The sequence below is a fragment of the Halomonas sp. TP35 genome (assembly GCF_052375975.1).
In the GTDB taxonomy this organism is placed as follows: domain Bacteria; phylum Pseudomonadota; class Gammaproteobacteria; order Pseudomonadales; family Halomonadaceae; genus Vreelandella; species Vreelandella citrativorans.
The window spans coordinates 82,797-108,255 of the sequence record NZ_JBQSUZ010000004.1 but is presented as its reverse complement, the minus strand read 5'-3'; the positions used below and the strand labels follow the sequence as shown (position 1 = coordinate 108,255).

23 protein-coding genes are annotated in these 25,459 nt (G+C 53.9%); 10 read left to right on the top strand and 13 right to left on the bottom strand.

All coding sequences use genetic code 11. The features are described from left to right. Window positions 1-40: 40 nt before the first annotated feature. On the bottom strand, window positions 41-700 hold the full coding sequence (gene elbB, locus ACT3RU_RS07305) for an isoprenoid biosynthesis glyoxalase ElbB (RefSeq protein WP_192527602.1): 660 nt from the start codon (window positions 698-700) through the stop codon (window positions 41-43). Between the two features lie 172 nt (window positions 701-872). Between elbB and hemB the strand changes: the two genes are divergently transcribed. The 3 genes from hemB to ACT3RU_RS07290 all read left to right on the top strand — a co-directional run bounded on the left by hemB (window position 873) and on the right by ACT3RU_RS07290 (window position 5,315). Next, a complete protein-coding gene (gene hemB, locus ACT3RU_RS07300) occupies window positions 873-1,886 on the top strand; it encodes a porphobilinogen synthase (protein WP_192527601.1) in 1,014 nt (337 codons plus the stop codon). Between the two features lie 121 nt (window positions 1,887-2,007). Further along, window positions 2,008-4,200 carry a polyphosphate kinase 1 gene (gene ppk1, locus ACT3RU_RS07295; RefSeq protein WP_192527600.1) on the top strand — a complete coding sequence of 731 codons (2,193 nt, stop codon included), beginning with the start codon at window positions 2,008-2,010 and terminating at the stop codon, window positions 4,198-4,200. 176 nt (window positions 4,201-4,376) lie between these two features. Then, on the top strand, window positions 4,377-5,315 hold the full coding sequence (locus ACT3RU_RS07290) for a LysR family transcriptional regulator (RefSeq protein WP_087105898.1): 939 nt from the start codon (window positions 4,377-4,379) through the stop codon (window positions 5,313-5,315). Here ACT3RU_RS07290 and ACT3RU_RS07285 read toward each other — a convergent pair. Then, a complete protein-coding gene (locus ACT3RU_RS07285) occupies window positions 5,278-6,873 on the bottom strand; it encodes an ATP-binding protein (protein WP_192527599.1) in 1,596 nt (531 codons plus the stop codon). The genes ACT3RU_RS07290 and ACT3RU_RS07285 overlap by 38 nt on opposite strands. Window positions 6,874-6,898: 25 nt before the next feature. Next, on the bottom strand, window positions 6,899-7,657 hold the full coding sequence (locus ACT3RU_RS07280; protein ID WP_087105894.1) for a winged helix-turn-helix domain-containing protein: 759 nt from the start codon (window positions 7,655-7,657) through the stop codon (window positions 6,899-6,901). Window positions 7,658-7,877: 220 nt separating this feature from the next. Between ACT3RU_RS07280 and ACT3RU_RS07275 the strand changes: the two genes are divergently transcribed. Next, the gene (locus tag ACT3RU_RS07275; protein ID WP_254908543.1) at window positions 7,878-8,012 is read left to right on the top strand and encodes a hypothetical protein; all 135 of its coding nucleotides are present in this window, start codon (window positions 7,878-7,880) and stop codon (window positions 8,010-8,012) included. A gap of 102 nt (window positions 8,013-8,114) precedes the next feature. Here the strand turns inward: ACT3RU_RS07275 and ACT3RU_RS07270 are convergent, their stop codons facing one another. The 6 genes from ACT3RU_RS07270 to ACT3RU_RS07245 all read right to left on the bottom strand — a co-directional run bounded on the left by ACT3RU_RS07270 (window position 8,115) and on the right by ACT3RU_RS07245 (window position 13,511). Then, the gene (locus tag ACT3RU_RS07270) at window positions 8,115-8,294 is read right to left on the bottom strand and encodes a PLDc N-terminal domain-containing protein (protein ID WP_087105890.1); all 180 of its coding nucleotides are present in this window, start codon (window positions 8,292-8,294) and stop codon (window positions 8,115-8,117) included. Between the two features lie 71 nt (window positions 8,295-8,365). Next, window positions 8,366-8,875 carry a retropepsin-like aspartic protease family protein gene (locus ACT3RU_RS07265; RefSeq protein ID WP_192527598.1) on the bottom strand — a complete coding sequence of 170 codons (510 nt, stop codon included), beginning with the start codon at window positions 8,873-8,875 and terminating at the stop codon, window positions 8,366-8,368. Window positions 8,876-8,899: 24 nt separating this feature from the next. Then, a complete protein-coding gene (locus ACT3RU_RS07260; RefSeq protein ID WP_192527597.1) occupies window positions 8,900-10,246 on the bottom strand; it encodes an MFS transporter in 1,347 nt (448 codons plus the stop codon). Window positions 10,247-10,399: 153 nt separating this feature from the next. Next, the gene (locus tag ACT3RU_RS07255; RefSeq protein WP_172117332.1) at window positions 10,400-10,564 is read right to left on the bottom strand and encodes a hypothetical protein; all 165 of its coding nucleotides are present in this window, start codon (window positions 10,562-10,564) and stop codon (window positions 10,400-10,402) included. A 43-nt stretch (window positions 10,565-10,607) separates the two neighbouring features. Continuing rightward, a complete protein-coding gene (locus ACT3RU_RS07250; RefSeq protein WP_087105884.1) occupies window positions 10,608-12,233 on the bottom strand; it encodes a BCCT family transporter in 1,626 nt (541 codons plus the stop codon). Between the two features lie 234 nt (window positions 12,234-12,467). Next, window positions 12,468-13,511, bottom strand: a complete 1,044-nt coding sequence (locus tag ACT3RU_RS07245) for a methyl-accepting chemotaxis protein (RefSeq protein WP_192527596.1) — start codon at window positions 13,509-13,511, stop codon at window positions 12,468-12,470. Between the two features lie 145 nt (window positions 13,512-13,656). Between ACT3RU_RS07245 and ACT3RU_RS07240 the strand changes: the two genes are divergently transcribed. After that, complete coding sequence (locus ACT3RU_RS07240; protein WP_087106025.1) at window positions 13,657-14,028, top strand: hypothetical protein; 372 nt, start codon at window positions 13,657-13,659, stop codon at window positions 14,026-14,028. Between the two features lie 80 nt (window positions 14,029-14,108). Here ACT3RU_RS07240 and glnE read toward each other — a convergent pair whose 3' ends face one another. The 4 genes from glnE to trmB all read right to left on the bottom strand — a co-directional run bounded on the left by glnE (window position 14,109) and on the right by trmB (window position 19,750). Beyond that, window positions 14,109-17,063, bottom strand: a complete 2,955-nt coding sequence (gene glnE / locus ACT3RU_RS07235; RefSeq protein ID WP_192527595.1) for a bifunctional [glutamate--ammonia ligase]-adenylyl-L-tyrosine phosphorylase/[glutamate--ammonia-ligase] adenylyltransferase — start codon at window positions 17,061-17,063, stop codon at window positions 14,109-14,111. 28 nt (window positions 17,064-17,091) lie between these two features. After that, window positions 17,092-17,463, bottom strand: coding sequence for a diacylglycerol kinase (locus ACT3RU_RS07230; RefSeq protein WP_172117368.1), 372 nt, complete (start codon window positions 17,461-17,463; stop codon window positions 17,092-17,094). 31 nt (window positions 17,464-17,494) lie between these two features. After that, the gene (gene dacB / locus ACT3RU_RS07225; RefSeq protein ID WP_192527594.1) at window positions 17,495-18,922 is read right to left on the bottom strand and encodes a D-alanyl-D-alanine carboxypeptidase/D-alanyl-D-alanine endopeptidase; all 1,428 of its coding nucleotides are present in this window, start codon (window positions 18,920-18,922) and stop codon (window positions 17,495-17,497) included. A 162-nt stretch (window positions 18,923-19,084) separates the two neighbouring features. Continuing rightward, window positions 19,085-19,750, bottom strand: coding sequence for a tRNA (guanine(46)-N(7))-methyltransferase TrmB (gene trmB, locus ACT3RU_RS07220; RefSeq protein WP_192527593.1), 666 nt, complete (start codon window positions 19,748-19,750; stop codon window positions 19,085-19,087). Window positions 19,751-19,959: 209 nt separating this feature from the next. On the opposite strand from trmB, the gene ACT3RU_RS07215 reads away from it, so the two are divergent. The 5 genes from ACT3RU_RS07215 (at window position 19,960) to ACT3RU_RS07195 (ending at window position 25,408) form a co-directional block, all read left to right on the top strand. Continuing rightward, on the top strand, window positions 19,960-21,843 hold the full coding sequence (locus ACT3RU_RS07215) for a beta-ketoacyl synthase (protein ID WP_192527646.1): 1,884 nt from the start codon (window positions 19,960-19,962) through the stop codon (window positions 21,841-21,843). Then, window positions 21,840-22,334 (top strand): pantetheine-phosphate adenylyltransferase, encoded by a 495-nt coding sequence (gene coaD / locus ACT3RU_RS07210; RefSeq protein ID WP_192527592.1) that lies wholly within the window; start codon window positions 21,840-21,842, stop codon window positions 22,332-22,334. The genes ACT3RU_RS07215 and coaD overlap by 4 nt, the downstream gene beginning before the upstream one ends. An 80-nt stretch (window positions 22,335-22,414) precedes the next feature. After that, on the top strand, window positions 22,415-22,663 hold the full coding sequence (locus ACT3RU_RS07205) for a YfhL family 4Fe-4S dicluster ferredoxin (RefSeq protein ID WP_087105869.1): 249 nt from the start codon (window positions 22,415-22,417) through the stop codon (window positions 22,661-22,663). A gap of 14 nt (window positions 22,664-22,677) precedes the next feature. After that, window positions 22,678-23,967 carry an MATE family efflux transporter gene (locus ACT3RU_RS07200; RefSeq protein ID WP_192527591.1) on the top strand — a complete coding sequence of 430 codons (1,290 nt, stop codon included), beginning with the start codon at window positions 22,678-22,680 and terminating at the stop codon, window positions 23,965-23,967. A 130-nt stretch (window positions 23,968-24,097) separates the two neighbouring features. Continuing rightward, window positions 24,098-25,408 carry a short-chain fatty acid transporter gene (locus ACT3RU_RS07195; RefSeq protein WP_087105865.1) on the top strand — a complete coding sequence of 437 codons (1,311 nt, stop codon included), beginning with the start codon at window positions 24,098-24,100 and terminating at the stop codon, window positions 25,406-25,408. The last annotated feature ends 51 nt before the right edge of the window (window positions 25,409-25,459 follow it).

The window sequence follows — 25,459 nt, the reverse complement described above, 5'->3', positions numbered from 1 at the left end:
TGACAGAGGCTTTTGTTATAACCGCAGCGTGTACCGCCTATTAGTCCATCATTTCGTCAATGCGATCCACCAGCTTGGAAATACCTGTAGCGGCTTCACTGATACGCGTTGCCAGCATATAGGCGGGCGTGGTGACCACTCGGTGTTCCAAGTCGACCACGATTTCATCCACTGCGCAGCTGCGATGCAGGCCACCCATGGCACTGATAGCCCCCGACACACTTGGGTCATGGCCCACGGTAACCGCAACACCCTCACCCAAAAGCCGTGGCACCAACACCGGCGCAATACACATTAAACCAATCGGCTTTTCCTCTTCCCGAAAGCCAGAAAGCGCGTCTTTTAGCGCCTCCAACACCTGCATTCCGTCCCCAGCGCTTGCAAAGTCAGACAAATTCTTCGCCACGCCAAACCCACCCGGCACAATGACCGCATCAAACTCATCGGCCTTTAGCTCAGTAATCGGCTGGATGTCGCCACGCGCAAGGCGCGCTGACTCCTGAAGCACGTTGCGTGACTCACCTTCTACGGCTTCCTGAGTGAGGTGGTTAACGACATGATGTTGCTCAATATCGGGCGCAAAGCAGCGATAACCAATGCCCAACTGGTCCAACCGCAACAGCGTTAACGTGGTTTCATAAATTTCAGAACCATCAAAAACGCCACAACCCGCTAATACCACTGCCACCTGTTTGGTCATGTCTATCTCCCTTATCGCAGTGTCTGCCGAATGCAATACAGCAAAGCAATCGCTCACTTTAGTCAGTGTGGCGGTTTGCCACAAGACGGCTTTCGCCGTAAGACATGCCTGATATACTCAATCCAAGCCTATGGGCATCTTTATTTATGACCCTTTATTACGGAGAGATCTCTTGAGCACACTCACTCCTCGCCAGTTTCCCAGCACTCGGCTGCGCCGCATGCGCCGCGATGACTTTTCCCGTAGGTTGATGCAGGAAGTGACCCTGACACCGTCTGATTTAATCTTGCCGGTGTTTGTTTTAGAGGGTGAAAATCAGCGTGAAGCCATTGCTTCCATGCCCGGCGTTGAGCGCCTGTCGATTGATTTATTGATTGAACAAGCCAAGGAAGCGTTTGCGTTAGGTATTCCCGCGCTGGCGCTCTTCCCTGTGGTAGGTACCGAACAGAAAAGCGAGCTTGCCGAAGAGGCTTATAATGCCAACGGGCTGGTTCAGCGCAGCGTGCGCGCGCTTAAAGAGGCGCTGCCTGAGCTGGGCATTATTACCGATGTCGCCCTGGACCCTTACACCAGTCACGGCCAGGACGGTATTTTAGATGAGCAAGGCTACGTTCAGAACGACCGCACGGTAGAAACACTGCTTAAGCAGGCGCTTTCCCATGCTGAAGCCGGGGCGGATGTTGTCGCGCCTTCAGACATGATGGATGGTCGCATTGGCGCCATCCGCCAAGTACTGGAGCAAGAATTTCTGCACAATGTGCGGATCATGGCCTACAGCGCCAAGTACGCGTCCAAATACTACGGCCCGTTTCGCGACGCGGTCGGCTCTGCGGCCAATCTAGGCAAGGCCGACAAGCGTACCTACCAGATGGACCCGGCCAATAGCGATGAAGCGCTGCACGAAGTGGCCATGGATATCAGCGAAGGGGCCGATATGGTCATGGTGAAACCCGGCATGCCCTATCTGGACGTGGTGCATCGGGTTAAAAACGAGCTTAAAGTGCCCACCTTTGCCTATCAGGTAAGTGGTGAATACGCCATGCACCGCGCCGCGTTCGATAACGGCTGGCTGGAAGCCGAGCCGGTGATTCTAGAATCACTAATGTGCTTTAAACGTGCCGGAGCCGACGGTATCTTGACCTATTTTGCCTTGGAAGCCGCTCGCCTATTGCAGAACCAACGCTAGAAGCCCGCGCTCAAGATGACAGATATATGACATTTATCTGTCATCTTTCTCCCGCATACTGCTTTGCACGGCAGGTATCACGCTATGCTAGTTTGAAGCCATTAATGCGGGGGAGCCTTATATGGACGATCACGTTACACCATCCACAGCGCTATCACTTAACGAACTACCCAACGTTGAAATTGATGGTTTACCGTTACGCATTAATCGTACGCCCAACGGTGTGCACGCCAAGGATGCCATTAGTGAAACCGACCTGGACGACCCCCAACTCTATTTAAATCGCGAGCTTTCCCACCTTCAATTTAATATTCGCGTCCTAGAACAGGCACTGGACGATGCACATCCACTGCTTAATCGACTGATGTTCCTGCTTATTTTCTCATCCAACATGGATGAGTTTTTTGAAATTCGCGTGGCAGGTTTAAAACACCAGATGGCCATGGGCGATGATACGACAGCGGCCGATGGCCGTTTGCCCAAAGCGGTGCTTGCTGAAATTTCCGACATTGCCCATCAGCAGATCGCTCGTCAGTATAAAATTCTTAATGACACGCTGCTACCCGCCCTGGAGCAACAGGGCCTGCGTTTTCGGCGCCGCGCACAGTGGACTGAAGCGCAAAAGCAGTGGGTACATGAGAGGTTTAATAACGAGATCATGCCCGTCATCAGCCCGATAGGCCTTGATCCTTCGCACCCCTTCCCACGGCTGGTCAATAAGAGCCTTAACTTTATTGTTGAACTGGAAGGTAAAGATGCCTTTGGCCGCGCAGGTGGCATGGCCATTCTTCCTGCCCCTCGCTCGCTCCCGCGTTTAATGGCGCTTCCCAAAGCGCTCTGCGCCGAAGGCTACTCTGAATATATCTTCCTCTCCTCCATGATTCACGCCCATGCTGAGGAGCTATTTCCCGGTATGCGCGTGCGCGGCTGCTACCAGTTCCGATTGACGCGCAACGCCGACATGACCGTCGACCCGGAAGAGGTTTCTGACTTGGCCTCGGCGTTGCGAGGCGAGCTGCTGGCCCGCCGTTATGGCAGAGGCGTACGCTTGGAAGTCGCCGATAATTGCCCGGACGACTTGACCAACTTTTTAATGCGCCAGTACGAGCTTGATGCCGAGGATCTCTATCGCGTTGAAGGGCCCGTCAATTTGACCCGCATGATGTCAGTGCTGGGAGACGTTGATCGCCCTGAACTGGTGTATCGCCCGTATACGCCCAGTGTGCCCAAGACGCTTAAAATCGGCTCCATGTTTGACTCGATTGCCAGGAACGATGTTTTGCTTCATCACCCCTTCCAGTCGTTCTCACCTATTGAGGAACTACTGCGTGAGGCGGCTCGCGACCCAAACGTTCTGGCCATTAAACAGACGCTTTACCGCACCGGCGCCGAATCGCCTATTGTGAGCGCGCTGGTGGATGCCGCGAGTCAAGGCAAGGAAGTGACCGTCGTTATCGAGCTACGCGCACGGTTTGACGAAGCGGATAACCTGCAGCTTGCCTCACGCCTACAGGAAGCCGGGGCCATCGTTATTTACGGCATTATGGCGTATAAAACCCACGCCAAGATGCTGCATATTGTCCGGCGTGAAAAGGGCGAGCTGCGCCACTACGCGCACATGGGCACGGGCAACTATCACTCTAAAACCGCCAAGCTTTACACCGACTACAGCCTGTTAACGGCCAACAAAGCGCTATGTGCCGATGTGCATAAGGTCTTCCAGCAGCTTTCAGGGATGGGCCGGGCGCGTAAAATTGATACGCTGCTGCACGCACCGTTTACGCTGCATGAGCGTTTGGTGGAGATGATTGACCGTGAAGCACAGCTGGCACAAAAGGGTAAACGCGGGCATATCATTATCAAGTGTAATTCACTCACCGAGCCCAAGCTGATTAAAGCGCTTTACCGCGCCTCTCAAGCAGGTGTTGAGTGCGATTTGATTATCCGTGGCATGTGCTGCCTAAGACCCAATCTTCCGGGCATTTCTGAAAACATTCGTGTGCGCTCGATTATTGGCCGTTTTCTGGAGCACACCCGGGTATTTCACTTCCATAACGACGGTAAATCGGAAACCTGGTGTTCAAGCGCTGACTTTATGTCGCGCAACATGTTCCACCGGGTAGAAACCTGCTTTCCGCTGTTGGATAAAAAGCTCGCCACCCGAGTGCGTAAAGACCTGGAAACCTACCTGGTCGATAATTGCCAGAGCTGGCTGTTGCAAAGCGATGGCTCTTATCGCTTGCAGGACCCCGGCGATGGCGATGCGATCAGTGCTCAGGAAACCCTGCTTTACGCGTTCGCATCCAAAAGCTAGCACATATGTGCATGACCGGAAAAATCCAGTAAGCGCAGTAATGCCGTTAATAAGCGGCTTTACTGCTGGCAAGCACGCTTCTCACACTTTTAAACTCATGCAAAGACGCCTACGCCAATAGCCAAGTACATGAGAGACTGTCATGATAAATCCTTTCAAATTGAAAGATATTATCCATGATTGAGTTACGCCACCTACGCACATTACTTGCCCTACGTGAAACGGGATCACTGGTGGAGGCCGCCGAACGGGTTCACCTTACTCAGTCGGCCCTTTCACACCAGCTCAAAGACCTGGAAGGCCGGGTTAACAGCCCGCTTTTTGTGCGTAAAACACGGCCCGCCGAGTTTACTCGGGCAGGTTTACGGCTATTAGCCCTGGCCGACCAGATACTTCCGGAAGTGCGTAAAGCCGAACGCGACGTGGCCCGGCTGGCGGGAACCGAGCAGGGGCGGCTGCACATGGCCATTGAGTGCCACAGCTGCTTTCAATGGCTAATGCCTACCGTCGATTACTTCCGCGACCACTGGCCGGAAGTGGAAATTGATATTCCCAGCGGCCATCACTTTGACCCGCTACCAGCGCTGGCACGCGAGCAGCTGGATCTGGTCATTACTGCCGACCCTCAAGCACTGGAGGGTGTTCACTATGCGCCGCTGTTTCGCTATGAAGGGCTTTTGGCCGTAGCGCGTCAGCACGCTTATGCAGGGAAGCTCTTTATTGAGCCTCAAGCCCTGGCAGACCAAACGCTGATCACCTACCCCGTAGAGCAGGCGCGCCTGGATGTGTTTACTCAGTTTTTAGACCCGGCGAACGTACGCCCTCAGGAGATTCGCACCGCCGAACTTACCATCATGATGATGCAGTTGGTTGCCAGCGGCCGAGGCGTATGTGCTCTGCCCAACTGGGCGCTAACGGAGTATCTGGAGCGCGATTACGTCAGTGCCGTTAAGCTGGGTGAAAACGGTATTTGGAGCACGCTGTATGCGGCCGTTCGGGAAGAGACGCTGGAAGCGCCCTGGATGCAGGATTTTCTACGTACCGCACGTGAAACCTCGTTTGCCGTACTCTCGGGCATTAAACCAGCGACTCACGACGAGGAACCAGCAACGTAAAGCGTGCGCCACCCAACGCAGGGCTGGTATCCACGGTTACGCTGCCGCCGTGGCCCGCCATAATCTTTTGCACGATGGAAAGGCCTAAGCCGTAGCCTCCCAGGCTGCGGGCCCGACTATCGTCCAGCCGAGTAAACGGCTTAAAAATATCCACGCGGGCATCTGCCGGAATACCTGGGCCGTCATCCTCAACATCAATACGCACCAGTTGATCTTCGCTCCAAAGCCGGATAATAAGGTGTTTTTTGCCATAGCGGCAGGCGTTACCCACCAGGTTTTGCAGCGCCCTCTGTAAATAGCGGGGCTCGGCTAAAAGTTCAATATCCGGCCCATCCGCCAGTTCAATAGTAAGCCCTTCATTGAGTGGCGCCAGCGTATCAATCACACGTTCGGCCATTGCCCGGCAGTCCACCAGCGCCATTTCAAGCTCGGCCCCGTTCACCGTCTCACCGCCCAAGCGAGCATAGGTAAGGATTTCATCCACCAGCTCGTCAAGCTCTGAAATATCGGCATCAATTCCCTGCAACTGGCGCCGAATAGCGGGCTGATCAGTCATGTCTTCGACCATCTGTACGGCAAAACGAATACGCGCCACCGGCGTGCGAAGCTCATGGGAGACCGCACGAATCATCTCTTGCTGGCCACGCAGCAGCGTTTGCACTTGGCTGGCCATGCCGTTAAACGCCATGCCTAATCGGCCCAGAAAGTCGTCACTTTCTATTTTTACGCGCGTTTCAAGACGGCCGCTGGCAATGCGGGTAGCCGCCAGTTCAAGGCGCGCCATACGTGCTTCGATGCTGCGCATAATCAGATAGATAATTAAACCCAGCACAGCCATGACACCAATCAACAGCGGCAATTGTAAATTCATGGGCAGCGTATCACCGCGCGAGACAGGACCGGCCATTAACCAGACGTCTTCATCGGGCAGTTGATAAAGCAGGCTAACGGCCAGTTTTTCGGATACGAGCAGCGTTAATACGTTGCCTAACGCCAGTTGGCTTTGCTGCTGGGACGTTATGTTATCGGGCAGCGTATTAAGCAAAGTGAGCGGCCAGTTGCCGGAACGCAGCGACGTCAGGTTGGCTTCTCGCTCGTCACGCGGCAAGGCTTTTAGCCACTCGCCCAGCAACAGGATGCTGCCCTCCCATTGGCGGTCGCTCCAGGCAGGCAGGGTCGCTTCCAAAAACCATTGGCTTTCAGGCACTCGCTGACGGAGACGCCAAGGATCTTCAGTCACTAATACGCTACCACGCTCAATACGTTTACCAGCGAAGTAGCCAAGCTCTACCTCACTCATACGCCGCAAAGTAAGCTGCATACCCAGCCGCTCGGCAAAGTAATTAACCAACGAATTTCTTTCTTCTTCGGAGACATCGGCCAGTTGCTGGGTCATTAATGACATGGGCAGCGCTGCAAGCTGCTCGTGGTAATCCTCACGCCGTACTTGTTCAATAAAAGAGCGGCCGCCGAGCGCTATGAGCAGTACGACACAAAGCGCCAAGCCTAGCAGTAGATAGAATTTTAAAAACGCGCTATGGCTAAGCAGCCGCTGCATAAATCCTTTTCCTTCCCTGTGTTGATCAGCTGTCCTTCACGAAAAGGTAGCCTTTGCTGCGCACTGTCTTGATTCGATGAGGCTGGTTGGGGTCATCACCCACCTTGGGTCGAATACGCGATACGCGTACATCAATAGAACGATCCTGGCCATCGTACTTAATGCCGCGTAACTCATTGAAGATCTCTTCACGGGTCAATACCCGGCCCGCATTACGGGCAAGTAACCACAATAGGTCGAACTCGGCGCTGGTTAAATCAATACGTTCACCGGCAAGCCACGCTTCTCGGGTCGCATTATCAATTTCCAGATTTTCAAACCGTAGGCGCATTTCGCCATTGGGCGCAGGGCCATCTGCACGCCGTAACAAGGCACGCATACGGGCGAGCAACACGCGAGGCTGCACCGGTTTGGGCACATAGTCATCTGCCCCCATTTCCAACCCAAGGATTTGATCCACGTCGTCAGTACGTGCCGTCAACATCATGATGGGGCCCGCAAAATTGGGCCGCACTCGGCGACAAATCGCCAAACCATCCTCGCCGGGCAACATCAAATCCAAAATGACCAAGTCAGGCTGTAGCGTAAGAATGCGGTCCATCCCTTTCGCCCCATCTGCCTCTAGCGTGACCTGAAAACCGTTGGCTTCCAGATAGTCGCGAGTCAGCTCAGCCAAGCGCTGATCATCCTCTATGATCAGAATATGATCCTGAGCAGGATAGTCAGGCATAACGGTTTCTTGTGACCCAAGCGCCTGAAATTTCTGTTCCAAGTGATTATCCATCTTATCCTTCACTCCGCTTAGGCAGTTAGTCATTCATGTAGTCAGTCGTTCTCAAAAGGTAGGCGGTTACCTGTTCACAGGATACCTCAAAACCCAGCAAACCCCCCTCCTGAGCAGCAGCCGCTTTTCTCTACTTGCCGTCGCGCACCGCTTGATTCTTCCAAAACAGAGGGCTAATGTAGACAGCGGACTGTCGACAATCTGGCTGGAGGAGTAAGCCATGAAAGATGGTAAAGCTAAAAGTGTTATCAAGCGTGTTTATGTTCCTACTCAGGTGCGCGATTTACCCAACGGGGAAAGAGTAACAATCCCTGGCCACTATAAAGCGCCGCCCAGTAATGGAAACAGTGCGTAACGGTACATACTTATAGAAAAGGCAGGCGCGATGCCTGCCTTTTTTAAAGCCGATATTTGCAGCGCCACCGCTAACCGACAGCACAGCCTTTAGCCCGCTTGGCTATCCTTTGGGCCCTAATAGTAGCCATGCAATCAGGCCTACCAGTGGGAAGATCAGCAGCGCTAATATCCACAGCACTTTAGCCAGACCGCCTGCTGAACTTTTAGCAACTTTGACAATGGCCCAAACAATAATAATGAGCCAAATCAGACCGAGTAATCCACCGACTTCAATACCCATAGCCACTCCTTGCCTATTCGTTTCCGTGAGCTTTTAGCTAAGCACATCAATACACTATTCACAAGTATCGCTTATGAATCGGGTAGGCTCAGAACCATTTCGCCGCTGCGTATTTCAATATTCAGCAGATGCAAAAAGCTCATACCCAGCAGCACGACATGATTCTCCATGCCGGGGCTGATGGAGCCTTGTACATTACGGATATTGATACCACCCAGCGTTACTTCATCAAGCTGAGTAAGGTTTCCTTGTACGCGACCGTTGGCCGTATTAAACCAGGCACGGCGCCCACGTTCGAGCCCCAACCGATTGGCCAGCTCATCTGAAACGGCCACATAGGTAGCGCCGGTATCCAGTAAAAAAGTCACCGGCTCACCGTTAATTTCGCCCGGTGCTTCAAAGTGCCCCGAACGGTTACGCTTTAAAGTAACGGGGCCACCGTCAGTCGCAGTCTGCACGATATGGGCATTGGGGTTCAGTATTTTTTCCATCCCCCCATCCAGCCACCAGGTACCCAAACCGATTAACAGTACCCAGAAAAGCAGCATCATCACGATGCTGCCACGCTGTGCTGTCTGCATGATGTGCTCCCCGCTTGCGGTATATTAAGCGCTCTGCCACGCAATGGCGGCATCACGCCCTCGTCGCTCATTAACGTTTGCACAAATCAACATTGCGATAACAAACAGGCCTGCACATAAAAGGATAGATGCTTGTAGGCCAATGATCGTTTGCAGTACACCCAGCATCACGATGCCCAGCACGCCTGCCAACTTATTCGCCAGACCCCAAAAGCCAAAAAATTCAGCCGATTTCTCAAGCGGTGAAAACAACCCCACCAAGGCGCGGCTTGCCGACTGACTAGATCCTAAACTGAGTCCCGCCAGGCAACCAACCGCTAGAAAGACATGCTGTGCCTGCCACTGCCAATCAAAACGCATATTTGCCCAAGCGGTTATTTCGGGCGTTGCCCAAATGGCAATAATCGCAACTACCCACAGGCCAAGCGTTATTTGATAGGTGTGTTTCGCGCCTAACCGGTCCTGAAGCCAGCCAAACCCGAGCGCTCCGGCCGCCGCGGTTATCTGAACGATAATAAACATGATATTGCGTACGCTTTCATCCCAGCCAATCACCTGGGCGCCATAGATAAACGCAAACGCAATAATGATGTAGACCCCCGCCATGGAAAACAGCAGCGAGACAAGGAACACACTCAAGTCTTTGAAATAGCGTAACTCATGCAGGGTTGAACGTACGCGCTGTTGGGCAATATCCCAGTACGCCACCCCAGAAGGTTTGGGAGTGCCGCGCTCTTTAAGCCACAGGAAGGTGGGAATAGCGGTAATCAAGAAAAAACCGGCCGCGAAGGGCCCCACCCAACGGATACGTTCATAGTTTTCAACGGTTGCCTCCCCCAGTACGACGAGGGTAAAGCCCGCAGCAAACAGCCCGCCAATATATCCTAGTGACCAGCCAAACCCGGAAATCTTGCCAAGCTTTTCAGGCGGCCCAAGTTCCGGTAGAAAGGCCGCAATAAAGGACTCTCCCATGGAGTAGGCGTAATTGGACAGCACAATCAGGACAAGCCCCAGCACGACATAGCCGGGAGATACAAAGTAAAGCATCGCGGTGGTGGCGACCGTGGCCAGATAGCTAAAAAACAGAAAGCGTTTTTTCTCGGCCCGATAATCCATAATCGCACCGCAAAGTGGGGCCGTTACTACCACCATTAAATAACTGACCGCTAGCGCCAGGCTCCATAGAAAGTTGGCCAACCGAAAACCATCGCCTCGGTCCCCTACAATCACGGTGGTAAACAGCTCACCAAACACCACCGTAATGATCAGCAAGGTGTACGCCTGATTAGCGAAATCAAACATGGCCCAGCCGAATATTTCGCGGCGTGAAGCGTAGGAAGAAGCAGCCTTGGCAGCATCATTTAGCAACATCGGGAGTCTCTCTTTAGGGGCAGTGGCAAGCCTGCACATTAGCGCCTGTAAGGTATGACAAAACGCTTAAAGCTTACTGTATAAGCAAACGCCCGGCTTATCGCCGGGCGCTTTGACTGCATTTCAATCAGGACTGCGTTACACCAGGTTGGCCTACAAAAGCCAATGTGCCAGGACAGCCGACAGGCCAATCACCAGTGCCGTTACAACGGCGACCGTAACGACGCGGTCCAGCCAACGGTCCAACCAACGCTCAAGCGCCTGCCCCTTGGGCTGGCGTCGTGTTGCGCCGTGACGTCCCCGCCGAGCCATCAGCATCCTCGCTCCATGTGTTTGCTCCTGAAGACCTGATTAAGTTGACCTAGCTATTAATACGCCGATTGATAACATTAGGTGCACGGCGTAAGCGCTCCTCTTCGCCCATCTGCTCAGCTTCAAAGGCATCGGCGCCAACAGGCGTTTCACCGTGGCGACGATAGAGCTGGGTCAACATAGCCTTACGATCTGCGCGTAGCTCACGTACCAGCACAATGACCATCATATACAGAATAAAGGTAAACGGTAGTGCCGACAGCACTGCTGCTGACTGAAGCCCGGAAAGGCCTCCCGCCACAATCAGCGTTAAACAAATTGCCGCAATCAGCACACCCCAGATGATACGTTTATAAAGCGGGGGATTAATAGAGCCGTTGTCGGTCATCTGCGCCACGATATAAGAAGCAGAGTCAGCCGATGTTACCAAAAAGATAAAGATGAGCATCATGGCAACAACAGAAAGTACGTTAGAGAACGGCATCAGCTCGAACATTTTAAACAGCGCCACGGTGATATTTTCCTGAGTGGCGGCCGCTAACCCTACATTTGTGCCGTTAAGCTCCATGTTTAGCGCTGCTCCCCCAAATACGCCAATCCAGAGACAAGCCAGCAGTGGTGGAACCAGCAATACGCCAAACACATACTCTTTAATCGTACGGCCGCGGGACACGCGCGCAATAAACGTACCTACAAACGGTGACCATGCAATGACCCAGGCCCAATAGAAAATCGTCCAGCTACTGGCCCACTCATTATCACTATACGGGGAGATACGTAGGCTCATCCCAATAAAGTTCTGAAGGTAGTCACCAATGCCTAGCGTAATCGTTTCAAGGATCGCAATGGTCGGGCCGGTCACCAACACATACACCATCAGCCCGATGCACAGCACCATGTTCAGGTTTGAAAGGCGCTTAATACCTTTATCAAGCCCGGACCAGGTCGACGCCATATAGGCGCAGAACATCACCAACAGAATAATAAACTGCCAAAACCCATTTTCAGGCAGGCCAAAAACAGCGTTCAAGCCGCCGTTCATCTGTAATACCCCAAGCCCTAGCGAAGTAGCCACCCCCATCACGGTCGCGACAACCGCAAATACATCCAGCCACGAGGCATAAGGACGAAGCCGCGGTCTTTTTGCGGTAACGGATGAGAGCACCGATGAAACAAGCCCTGCCTGACCTTTACGGAACTGAAAATAGGCAATGATCAGGCCCACCACCGAAAAGGCCGCCCATTGATGAATACCCCAGTTGAAGTAACTGTATTGAATGGCATATCGGGCGGCGGCTTCTGTCTCGGCGGGCACATCGCCGTAGGGAGGCTCAATATAGTGCGTCATGGGCTCGGCCATGCCATAAAACACAAGCCCTACACCAAACCCGGCCGCCAGCAGCATGCTGATCCATGAGAAAAAAGTGTAGTTGGGCGTACTGTCCTGAGGCCCTAAACGTACCTTGCCATACTTGCTAAAGGCCAGCGAAAACAGGAATACAACAAAACCAAATACAGAGAAAAGATAAAACCAACCAAAAAGTCGTGTTACCGATGCGAGAGCCGACTCGGCTGCACTTCCGAACCCTTCGGGAAAGGCTGCTCCCACTACGACCAAGCTGAAAATGATGACAGCCGATGCAATAAACACCGACTTTCCTCCATGATTTGCCATACAACCACCTTGTTAGATAAGCAATTGAATGAAAGAAACTATACATAGACGTTGTAACCCTAGCGGGTTAACGATGTTTATGTACAGTCTTCGTTTATTCATGAAGGGCATGCTCATTTAACGCCGTTATCTAAATGGGCAAACAGTTGTTTTCAGTCATCTTCTTTAGCGCGTTCATTGCACCAAAATAAAACATTAGATGCTCTTTTTTAGCCAAGTCGCATTATTTTGGTGCTAGCGATCCTGTGCAGCTGGATTTTCGATTGCCTGATATTCAACAACACCCAACCAGCCTAACCCTCGGTACGTTTCATAACCGGGCGTTTCAGCAAAACTTATCAAGCGCCCCTTCTCCTGATAATACCCGCGTTGTTCGCTGTCGCGTGCTAACGGATACCGGTTGCCAACGGTATTTTGCTGAGTATCTGCAATGATGTGATTCTTGGAGTCGAGCAATAAAACGCGGCTACAAGCCTGCTCCTCTTCGGTTAACCCGACCCCTTCAACAACCGCCTTTGCTTGAGGGGTCCAGTCAAAAAATATACCTAAAACGCCGATGGCGGCGCCATCACTCTCTCCACCTTTGCGAATAGCCGTGGCATACGTTGCCACCGCCGCGTCGTCCAACAGGGCATTGTGCTCAATATCGTTAACCACGAACGCGTCTCCATCAGGTGTTTTCATGGCACGCTTGAACCATTCAGTGTCGGCTACGTTTACACCTTTTACGCCGGGATAGTGGTCAGGACGACCGCTGGCAATCACATTGCCTTCCGCATCCGCCACCCATAAATCAAGATAAACGGTATACGAGCGCAGAATAGTGGCCAGCCGATGGCTCGCATAATCACAGCGCTGCTGATTGGGATGCTGTATGGCCTCGACCACAGCGCTATCCGTCGCCCACCAGCGTACATCGCAGGAGCGCTCAAACAAATTACGGTCAATGATTTCAACCGCATTCAAAGCAATATCGGTAAAGCGCTGCCCGCGAAACTCATTGGCCATTGACGTACCGGCCGTTTCAATACTCTCAGTGTGCGCCTCCACCTGGTGTCGAAAATCGCGGGCGATTTCATTGATCGCACCGGATACACGTCCCATCTCCTGAGCAACGACAGAGAAGGCCGCACCGCTGGGGCCTGCTCTTGCCGCTTCTATACGTGCATTCAAAGCCAAAATTTCAGTTTGCTGCATGATTTTTTCAATCATGCCGATTTTTTCTCGCGTAATCGTTGCAATGCCGTAAGCAAGTTCAAGAATATTATTATCTTGCATGAGCGTTCCTTATAGGAGGTATTTCAAGGCAAACCGTTTCCCTAACGCTAGTAAAGCAAGATATAGGCCAGCCTTCAGTGAACTTGGCTAACGAACTATATTCCAAAACTATGTTCCAATAAGGCACACGACGATGGAGGCTTTTATGCCACAGATGAATCGCGATCAACGTAACGCCGCTTGGCAAGCTGCTCAACAATGGCGTACACGCGCAGCGCAGTCGCAGCCCGGCGGGCTAATGGGTAGCTTAAAATTGCTGCTAACGTGGCTGGCGTTTGGCGTGCTAATGGTGGTTGGCGTCATACTAGGCCTGTTCTTTCTTTTAATTGGCTGGGCCATGATGCCTTTTGTGCGCCATAAAATGAAAAAGCGGATGGAACAGATGCGCGCCGAGCAAGCTCAGGATATTGGCGGCGGTTATGCAGAGCCTCACACGCGGTCAAGTCAGCAGGATGTTCTGGAAGGAAGTTACGAGGTAAAAACACACGAAGATAACAAGGCAACGCCGCGTGATTAACGGCGCTGTTCTTTTTAGCGAAGGGCCACTCCGAGATGTGCCGTTAAGCACACGCCGCTAATCATCGGCATGAGGCTTGTTTAGGGTTCAAGAAAGCGCTGCCAAAGGGCGTTGACGGCTGCGCGGTGCTCCTTAAAGTCATCGACCTCACCAATGGGTTTCTCACCTGTTAGTGCTGCGCGGTGTGTTCTGCTGCGGTAGGCCAGATAAGCTTCTTTTAACTGTTCAGCCTCCTCTGAAGGTAAGTGCCCACTCTCGGCAAGCATATCTAAAATACGCATATTATCGCTGTAGGTAAGTAGCGTGGGGGTTTGGTTAGCCAGCGCTAACACCGCGTACTGGCAGAGAAATTCAATGTCCACCATACCGCCAGCATCATGCTTCAAATTAAAGCGCGTTTCCTGCGTTTTACTGCCCAAGTGGTCGCGCATTTTGTGGCGCATGTTGACTACATCATCACGTAGGGCTTGTTTATCACGCAGCCTGCCCAGGATGTCTCCACGAATCTGGTTAAACCGTTCGGCAAGCGCACTGCTTCCGGCGACGACCCGTGCGCGCACTAGCGCCTGATGCTCCCAGGTCCAGGCATTTTGCTGTTGATAGTCGGCAAAGGCATCAAGCGAGGTCACCAATAGCCCCGCATTGCCTGAGGGGCGCAAGCGCATATCGACGTCGTACAAGCTGCCCGCGGGCGTCACCGCGGTTAGCAGATGGATAATGCGTTGGCCCAAACGGGTAAAAAACAGCGGCGTATCAATGGGTCGAGGACCGTCGGTAGCCCCTTTACCGTCGCTATCATGCAGAAAAACCAGGTCAAGATCAGAGCCATAACCCAGCTCGATACCGCCCAACTTTCCATAGCCAATAATCAGAAAAGCCGGTTCATGGTCGTTGAGCCCCTTGGGCACTCCGTGCTTACGGGTCACATGTTTCCAGGCCATCGCCAAAACGGCATCCAGAATCACTTCAGCGATATACGTTAAGTAATCACTTACTTTCATTAAATGACGCGTACCAGCGATATCAGAGGCGGCAACGTGAAGCATTTTGGCATGTTTAAACACCCGCAATGCTTCAAGCTGGGCTTCTTCATCATCTTCAGGCAGCCGGTTTAACGTTTGACGTAACTCATCGGCCAAGCGTGCTTTATCCGCTGGGGTGTAAAGAGTTTCTGGCGTTAACAGCTCATCCAACAGAATCGGATAGCGAGAAAGGCGCTCGGCAATCCATGGGCTGGCCACGCATAAGCGCATGAGATGCTCAAGCGCCTGAGGATTTTCACGCAGCAGCGCTAAATAGGCGGTTCGCCTTAGTACCGCCTCAATCAAAGGCTGCACGCGGGCAAGCGCGATATCCGGTGTCTCATTTTCAGCCACGGCGGCCAGCAGTAGCGGCATTAGCGCATCAAGACGTTCAAAACCGATTCGCTGCATACTTTGCACCTGGCGCGATTGATAGAAACTCTGCAGACGCTTCAATACCTGATCGGGCTCGGCAAACCCTGCGCTGTGTAAGTAAGCGGTTGCTTCGTCCGCTTCCAGCTCGTTGCGCCAGATCAACCGCCACTGCGCAGGCGCCAAGCGGCTTGCGTCGTTGGTTTCTTCCGCATCCTCCTCGGGGTCAGCAATCACGGCATCAAAATGGCGCCGAACACGCTCTCGAACATCATCAAGCGCCGCCATCAGTAGTGCCCAGTCTTGATAGCCCATGGCAAAAGCAATCCGGGCCTGGTCGGTCTCATCCGTCGGCAGCATTTGCGTCTGGCGGTCTTCAAGCGCTTGGATGACGTGCTCCAGGTCGCGCAGAAACGCGTAATCAGGCATGAGTTCATCGACCACCGTTTGAGGCAGTAGCCCCAGTTCGGGCAGGCGATTCAAGGCCGTTTTCAACGACGTTACCTGCAGCTCCGTATCCCGCCCGCCCCGAATCAGTTGGAACGCCTGCACCACAAATTCCACTTCGCGAATGCCGCCAGGGCCGAGCTTGATATTGCTCTGCATCCCTTTGCGCTTTACTTCACGGTTAATCATGGCTTTTAGCTCGCGTAGTGACTCAATGGCGCCAAAATCCAGGTAACGGCGATAAACAAACGGGCGCAGGCCAGCCAATAGTTCAATGCCCGCCTCTATATCTCCCGCCACCGGGCGCGCCTTGAGCAGGGCGTAACGCTCCCACTCGCGTCCCTGGTCCTGGTAGTAGCTTGAGAGCATGGCAAAACTGCCTACCAGCGGCCCGCCATCGCCTAGCGGCCGCAAGCGCATATCCACTCGAAAGACAAAGCCATCTGCGGTCATGGCATCCAGCGCGGCAATCAGCTTTTGGCCCAGCTTGGTAAAGTATTCCTGATGCTCCAGCGGCTTGCGCCCGCCCTGCGTCTCACCTTTTTCAGGGAAGGCAAAAATCAGGTCGATATCAGAGGAGAGATTCAGTTCGCCCGCGCCCAGCTTCCCCATTCCAAGAACGACCAAGCGCTGGGCAGCGCCATCGGCACGGGGCGCTGGCATACCCCAGCGAGGCGCATAAAAACCTTCAAGCCAACGTAACGCGGCCTCAAGACACAGCTCAGCCAGTTGAGAAACCGCGTGAGCGGTATCCCACATGGTATAACCGTCAGGCCGATTTAGATCCCGCCAGATGATGCCCACCATTCGTGCACGCCGAAAACGCCGCAACACACGCTGCATGGCCGCTTCATCTTCTGCGCTTTCCAGTGCGTCGTGCAGCCACTGTTGTTGATCGTTCCAGGCCGGTGCCGCATCCAATTCGCCGTTGGCTTCAAGCGTTGCAAGCCAGCCCGGGTAGCGGGTGAACGTATCCAGCACAAAGGTGGATACGCTTAGCACCTTGGCCAGCGCCTCGCGGCGTGGTCGAGTAAGCGCTTGCCAACATCCCGAGGGCAGCGGCTGCTGGGTCATTGAGGCAGTATTATCCGCTTGGCCAAGCGCATCGTTCAGCCGCTGGCCCACCTTTTGGCCCTCTTGCTGAAGCGCCTCAGGCAGCGCGTTTAAAGGTATAAACGAATTATCCAGTTGCATAGCTACCTCACCGCCAAGCGTTTACACGCTAGCCAAAGATTTTTTGCCAACCCAAAAGCCCCCAGGTAAGCCCGGCCATTATCAACGACAGCATGACGGCGGCGGACCCAATATCCTTGGCCCGCCCGGAAAGTTCGTGATGCTCTGTACCAATGCGGTCGACCACGTTTTCAATCGCACTGTTTAACAGCTCAACAATGAGCACGAAAAACAAGCTGCCCACCAGCAGTAACCAGCTTAGCGAGTCATTACTGATCCACCAGGCAAAAGGCAACAACACGGCGGTGATACACACTTCCTGGCGAAAGGCCGTTTCGTTACGAAAGGCAGCCTTTAATCCTTTCCAGGAGTAGCGCGTTGAGTACACCAAATGGGTTAGACCGGTATGCTCTGGTTTCATGCAAGTCGTCTCACTTTAAGCGTCGAGGAAATTAATTAGCCAGAATCATTGCGTCCAAATCGAGCGACAACGGATCAAGCACCTCAGACCAGCTTATATAAGGAGTGTTACCACTTCCGTTCACCAATACACTAAAAACACCCCAGCGCCCGGAGGCCGTACGAAAGTAACCTGCCACAGCGCGTACGGCAAAAGGCTGATTCAGCGTACCTGTTTTGAGCATGACGTTATTTTGAAACGTGGATGAGCCGCGTCGAATAAATCGCATGACGCCGTTGGCAGGCGACTGAAAGGCGGCCACGAAGCTTGGAAACAGCGAACTCTTCAGATACATGTCCTCCAGCATTACATTAACGCCATGAGCCGATGTACGGTTTTCTGTCGTCAGTCCACTACCGCTATATAAGGTGACAGGGCCGTGGCCTGATAAGCTCTGGGCATACACTTCCAGCGCTGAACCCGCCTGACGCAGCTGGGCTTGCGGCGTTTCCACCAGGTTTAAGGCCAGCACATCAGCCATATAGTTATTGGAGTAGTTCATGGTGCGCAGCAGGAGTTCTTGTAGCGGTTGGCCATCCACCGCCGCCAAGCGCTTCGCACTGGCAAGAGGCTGTATTGAAGTGACACGCCATGGGTCTCTGACAGAAATGCCCGCCTGGTTTAGCATGCCAAGCAGTATTTGCGCGGTCTCTTCAGCGGCGTCGCCTGCCCCTCGATAAATATCCCGAGCCATGGCGTTGGTCGAAATTTGCCCACTCAGGCGCATTACATCGCCACGCTCATCGGTTACTCGCTCGGCGCTAATTTCGGTTCCGCTATTGGCCGGACGTGTGATGACCTGGTTATCGATATCAATTAATGGTAACTGGCTATCGCAAAGCGTGGTACGAGCGGGCTCACCCGCCACTTGAGAAGGGGCCACGTTGACACACCAGCTGCCGAAATTAACCCCCGCGGAGGTAAGCGGCGCGCTATAAGCATTGGTCACACGGGTGCGGGCGTTGCAGCGGTCGTTGGTAATACAGTCGACAGGGCCAAAACGCCACTGGCTTACGACGAGCGCACCATCAACTTCATTAACACCGGCCATTTGTAAGCGCTGTACCAGGCGCCACAGATTTTCTGTCGTAAGCCCAGGGTCGCCGCCTCCTTCAAACACCAGGTCCCCACGCAAAATGCCGTTATCGATAGCGCCACTGCTTACCAACTGGCTGGTAAAGCGATGCTGAGGACCAAAGCGATTTAATAGAGCGGCTGCCATATAGGCTTTGGTAACAGAGGCGGGCGCCATCTGGCGCGCTGGGTTGATGCTTCCCAGCAGCACAGGCGCATCAGTATCAAGCAGGCGCGCCTCCGCGCTAATTGAAAACCCCTTATCCTGCAACTGCCCCAAACGGCTAAAATCGGCAAACAGCACGGGGCTCGCCAGTAGTGAAGCGGCGGCTACCCCGGCGGTCATCGTCGCACGCCATTTGTGCACCGTTGCTTTAAAGAAGTACGTCACTGTTATCAGCCTCAATGTATATTCATTTTGAAAACACGTGCATCACCACCACACCTACCACCATTAGGGTGATACCCACCCGCGCGGGCAGGCCAGGCTTTTCACCTAACACAAACGTTATAGGCGCTCGAGTTGAACCTGTAAGCGCCAAAGCGTTTGGCCGCTTTTATCGTATTTAGCTTCAAAGGGGGTTAAGTACTCACTACCGGGCGTCCATACGCCGATGTCTGCTTGCCTGCCCGTCACTCGTGCAACCGCCAAGACAAACTCCTCAATATAAAGCTGCCAGTTAGAGCGCACCTCAAGTTGGCCACCCAGTGCCAACAGTGTGGGTAAAACCGGGTGTCCATGCCAGCGCATCTTTAAATGAGCGGCCTTGGGGTACGGATTGGGGTATAACAAATAGTGGCGTTCAGGTTGCCATCGCGCCTGATCCGCTAGGCGCCAAAAGTCAACCAGGTCCGCCCGGACCAGCAACGCATTATCCGGTAGCGTGCCATGATCACGCCCTAGCCGATCTTCACTGCGGTCGACCCCGATCACGGCATGGTCAGGGAACTGTGCAGCCAATTGGCGGGTCGAAATTCCAACACCGCACCCGGCATCGATTATCAACGGAGCATGACGCGCTTGATACCAGCGGCTAGCCTGCTCAAATGCTTCCTGAGTATGAGCCGCAATGGGTTTACGTAGTGGCGTCGCCAACGCTCGATCGATCCGGCGCGCTAGATCATGGTGAGGGCCTGGCTGGTTGGATATAACGGGGCGAGAAGTGTTCTGCATGCCATCCCTCAGACTTAAAAGAGGTGATTCTATCAGTCTCCTGCGCTTGCAGCATGACGTCATAAGGTGCCCGGTGCTATGATCACGCCCGAGATATTTATTAAGCTCAATGGCAGCGTACTTTTTACCCTGCCATTGACAATAACTGTTATTAAAAACCACCGCACCACGAGGAACCCGGCTTGTCACACTTACCGGTGATTGTCGGCATGGGCGGCATCAATCCCGCCGGCAGGACCTCAGGCCATCAGGCCTTCCGTCGTACCGTGCTTGATGCCCTTCCCGCTGACCAGCAGCGCCAGACCCTGGAGGGCCTGGCGGCCCTTATGCAGCTTGTCGAGCACTCCGAAAAAGGGTGGCACGATCGCGCAGGCCAGCCCGTAAACTCGCCTGCTCAGTCGTTACGTGATCAGGTGCTTAACCACACATTGGTTCGCCGCAACGAGGACCCTAGGTTCCTGGAGCCGGGGCTGCCCGCCAATCGTCAGGCCAGTCTTCAGTTGAGCGAGCCGCTGCGCTTTACGCTGCGCCGTCGCCAGCTTCCGGAAAATTTACCGGAAAATTGGCAGGTACGCGAGCTGGGCGCCCGTGAGGTCGAGGTCACCGTGCCGGCAGGCGTTTTTGAGACGCTGCTGCCCGATGCTCAGCGCCCCAAAGTACGCGCAGCGGCGCAGCTTCCTCAAGGTTTTGAACCGGCAAGCCTGTACCGCAGTGTGCATCACCCTCGCGGACTTTCGATGGCGATTTTTGGCGCTAGCGACTGTTTGGGTGCCAGCGGTTTGTCTTGGGAAACGCTGCGCCAAACGCTTAATCCTGACCACATCGCCGTTTATGCAGGCAACTCCATTGGTCAGTTGGATGATGCTGGCTGGGGCGGCTTGATGAAGAGCCTGGTGAGCGGTCAACGCGCCACCTCAAAACAGATGCCGTTAGGGTACGGGCAGATGCCCGCCGACTTTTTAAATGCCTATGTTCTGGGTAGCGTTGGCAGTACCGGGGCGGTATTAGGCGCCTGCGCCAGTTTTCTCTATAACCTGCGCTTGGGTACTGAAGACATTCGTTCGGGGCGACGAAAAGTGGTCATGGTAGGCACCGCTGATGCGCCGATCACCCCGGAAATCATTGAAGGTTTTCGCGCGATGGGCGCCCTGGCAGACGACGCTAGCTTAAAAGCGCTTGATGCCCTGGAGCTATTAACAGATGCGGATTACCAGCGCGCCAGCCGACCGTTTGCGCTTAACTGTGGTTTTACCATGGCAGAAGCCAGCCAGTTTATCCTGTTGATGGATGACTCGCTGGCGCTTGAACTGGGCGCAGACATTATGGGCTCGGTACCGGATGTCTTTGTCAACGCTGACGGCTTCAAACGCTCGATTTCCGCGCCGGGTATTGGCAATTACATTACCCTGGGCAAGGCCGCGTCGCTGGTGCGTGACCTATTAGGGGAAAAAGCACTAAGAGAGCGCAGTTTTCTGCATGCCCACGGCACCAGCACGCCGAAAAATCGCACGACTGAGTCCCATGTGCTGGATGAAATTGCCCGTGCGAATGGCATTACCGACTGGCCAGTCGTCGCCATCAAGTCATTTATTGGCCACTCCCAAGGCTCGGCAGCGGGCGATCAGCTCGTAAGCGCGCTCGGCAGTTTTGCCCATGGCATATTGCCCGGCATCCCCACGCTTAATAAAGTGGCAGACGATGTCTACGCCGACCGGCTACGTTTTTTCCAAACCCCCATCGCCTTTAAGGCGGATGCTGCCTTTATTAACGCCAAGGGCTTTGGCGGCAATAACGCCACCGGCGTGGTGCTTTCACCCGATGTTACCGAGCGCCTGTTGCTCCAGCGCCATGGCGCCGATGCCATCAACGCCTGGAAAGCGCGTCGTGAAACTGTACGCGCCCAGGCAGATGCCTATCTGGTTCAAGCGGATAGAGGCCACTATGCGCCGCGCTATCAGTTTGGAGAAGAGGTGCTGGAAGGGCCGGAGTTGGATATTCACGCTGACCGCATTCATATTCCAGGCTATGCCCAGGCGGTATCGCTCACCAGTGATAACCCCTTTGGTCGCATCAACGAGGAGCCCTCGGAATGAACACGCCGCGCGTCAATATTGCCGTGTACCCTGGCACTTTTGATCCGATCACCAACGGTCACATGGACCTTATAGCGCGTGGCGCGAGGATGTTCGAGAAGGTCATCATTGCCGTGGCTGCAAGCCCTGGCAAGCGGCCAACCCTTGATTTAGAGGCCCGCATGTCCTTGGCTAAAGACGTCTGCGCATCGTTTTCCAACGTTGAAGTCGTGGGTTTTTCCAGTCTACTGACGACCTTTATGCGCGAACAAGGCGCCACCATCATTCTACGTGGCCTGCGTGGCGCTTCCGATTTTGAGTACGAACTTCAGCTTGCCAACATGAATCGCGCCCAAAACCCGGAGCTGGAAAGCGTTTTTCTAACGCCTGGCGTAGAAAATTCGTATATTTCCTCCACTATCGTGCGTGAAATTGCCAAGTTGGGCGGCGATATTTCACCACTGGTACCTTCCCAGGTCGCAGAAGCCTTGCGTAAGCACTACACTACGTAACCACTAACATTGTTGAGTAAAACACTCGGGTATTTCTTGCCGTTATTCCCGGGTGTGCCAGCCATTTGCGAGGTATGCCCATGGCACTGATGATCACCGATGAATGCATTAATTGCGACGTCTGCGAGCCCGAGTGTCCGAACGATGCTATCTCGCCCGGCGAAGAGATTTACATCATCAACCCAAACCTGTGCACCGAGTGCGTTGGCCATTTCGATGAGCCACAGTGCCAGCAGGTTTGCCCAGTAGACTGCATTCCGCTTGACCCGGCACGCAAGGAAACGCAGCAGCAGCTGTTAGAGAAGTACCGCATTATTACCGCTGCCTAAGCGCGACGATTCGCATGCGTATATGGGCCATCGCATGGCCAATTATCCTTTCCAATATTACCGTCCCGCTTCTGGGCCTGGTCGATACCGCTGTGGTCGGGCACCTGCCCGATTCACGTTACCTGGCTGCAGTGACGCTGGGCGCCACTCTTTTCAGCTTTCTCTACTGGGGCTTTGGTTTCTTGCGCATGGGCACCACCGGGCTGGTCGCTCAGGCTATCGGCCGTGAAAGTGATAGCGATGTGCGCCTGTTACTGGGCCAATCGCTGATCATTGCTGGGGCGATTGGTGCACTGCTGATTCTTTTCTCGTCACCGCTTATTTCCCTGGGGCTTTGGTTGCTGGACGGTAGCGAGGTAGCTACACCGCTGGCCCGTGAATATGCCGAAATACGCCTATGGTCGGCGCCTGCCGTGTTGGCCAACTATGCAATATTGGGATGGTTTTTAGGCCAACAAAACTCTCGCGTTACGCTGATGATTCTGTTGCTGACCAACAGCGTCAATATCGTGCTCGACCTTTGGTTTGTGGTGGGCCTGGGTATGACCAGCAATGGCGTTGCCTGGGCAAGTGTTATTGCCGACTACAGTGCACTAGGGTTTGGCGGCTATTTGGTGACGCGCCAACTTAAAACGCTTTCTGGGCATTTATCGCGTGTACGCCTGCTGGCACTGTCGGCCTATACGGCCCTTTTCAATATTAACGCTAACCTGTTTGTGCGCACGCTTGGCTTGCTGTTCGTCATGGCCTTCTTTACTGCTCAAGGGGCGCGTCAAGGCGATACAGTGCTGGCCGCCAATGCGGTGCTGCTGCAATTTATTATGCTCACCAGCTACGCCCTGGATGGCTTTGCCCACGCGGCAGAATCGCTGGTGGGTCGCGCCTTTGGTCGCCGTGACTGGCAGGAGCTTTCACTCATTGTTCGCAGGGCAGCCCAGTTCTCCTTTTGGACAGCGGCCGGTGCCTCACTGGGGTTTGCCCTTGGCGGCAATCAGTTGGTGGCACTTTTAACCGGGCTTGACGAAGTACGCACTGCCGCCGCGTTATACCTCCCGTGGATGGTGGTGATGCCGCTGATTGCCGTTTGGAGCTATCTTCTGGATGGCGTATTTATTGGTGCTACCGCCGTGCGTGAAATGCGCAATAGTATCTTTATCGCCATGCTGGTTTACCTGCCGACCTGGTGGCTGACCCAAGGGCTAGGCAATCATGGCTTATGGTTTGCTTTTACCCTGTTTATTACGGTGCGTTCGGGTGTATTGATTGGTTACTATCGACGCTACCGGCACTCGCGTTGGCAATAAGCGTTTAAACCCGCCCTCCCGTTATTGGCTAGCTGCGCTATCGTTCTAAAGTACGTCTTTAAATGTGAAAGCCATGGCGCATCGCCGTATATTAGCCATGGACTTCCTATAACAAACAAGAGAGCCCGCCATGCTAAAAATGATATCGAAACCAGCGGTTAAGCTGGTTGAGCGTTATCTACCCGACCCGTATATTTTTGTTTTGCTACTGACTATCGTGGCGGCCGTTGCCGCCATTGCCGTGGAGCGCCAAACGCCACTTGCGGTGATGCGCATGTGGGGAGACGGCTTTTGGGGCTTGTTAACCTTCTCGATGCAAATGCTGCTGGTCCTGGTAACCGGCTTTATGCTGGCAAGCTCACCGCCAGTGAAGCGTATCCTGCAAAAGCTTGCCGGAACGGCAAAAAGTGCCGGTGGCGCGATTATTCTGGTGACGCTGGTCTCGCTTGTGGCCAGCTGGATTAACTGGGGATTTGGCCTGGTGGTGGGGGCACTGTTCGCTAAGGAGTTAGCTCGGTTGGTACGCGTGGATTACCGCTTGCTCGTGGCGAGTGCCTACTCGGGCTTCATCGTGTGGCACGGTGGCCTTGCGGGTTCCGTGCCATTGACTATCGCCACCGAAGGACACTTCACTGCCGATGCGATTGGCGTGATTGGCACCGGTTCAACGATCTTCGCCTTTTTTAACCTGGCGATTGTTGTGTGTCTGTTTATCGCGGTACCACTGGTTAATCGGTTAATGCTGCCCGACGAAAAAGACAGTGTGTATGTCGATAGCAAGCTGCTTGAAGATGACCCCGCGCCGCTGGGGCGCATTACCCGCCCGGCTGAAAAACTCGAAAACAGTCTGGTACTTTCGCTACTGGTGGGCGTGCCAGGGCTTTTGTATCTACTTGATCACTTTATTCTTCGGGGCGGCGGTTTAAACCTGAATATCGTGAACTTTCTGTTTCTGTTTTTAGCTATCGTACTTCATCGCACGCCACGCAGTTTGCTGATTAGCCTTAACGAAGCCATTAAGGGCGGCGCAGGCATCGTTATTCAGTTTCCGTTTTATGCCGGCATTATGGCCATCATGGTGCAGTCAGGCTTGGCTCAAAGCATGTCGGAGTGGCTAATTTCGTTTGCGACAGCAACCTCGCTGCCCTTTTGGTCGTTTATTAGCGCGGGCATTGTTAACCTGTTTGTGCCTTCCGGCGGCGGCCAATGGGCAGTGCAAGCGCCCGTGATGCTGCCAGCGGCCCAAGCGCTAGGTGCCGATATCTCACGGGTGGCCATGGCCGTTGCCTGGGGCGATGCCTGGACTAACTTGCTGCAACCTTTCTGGGCGCTGCCGGTGCTTGCCATTGCAGGCCTAAAAGCCAAAGATATTATGGGCTTCTGCCTGATTCAGCTATTTGTCACCGGGGTGATTATCTCCATAGGCTTGGTCTGGTTCTAAGCTTTTAGCTGCCCGCCCTCCAGGGCGGGCAGCGTTAACCAAGGACACGTT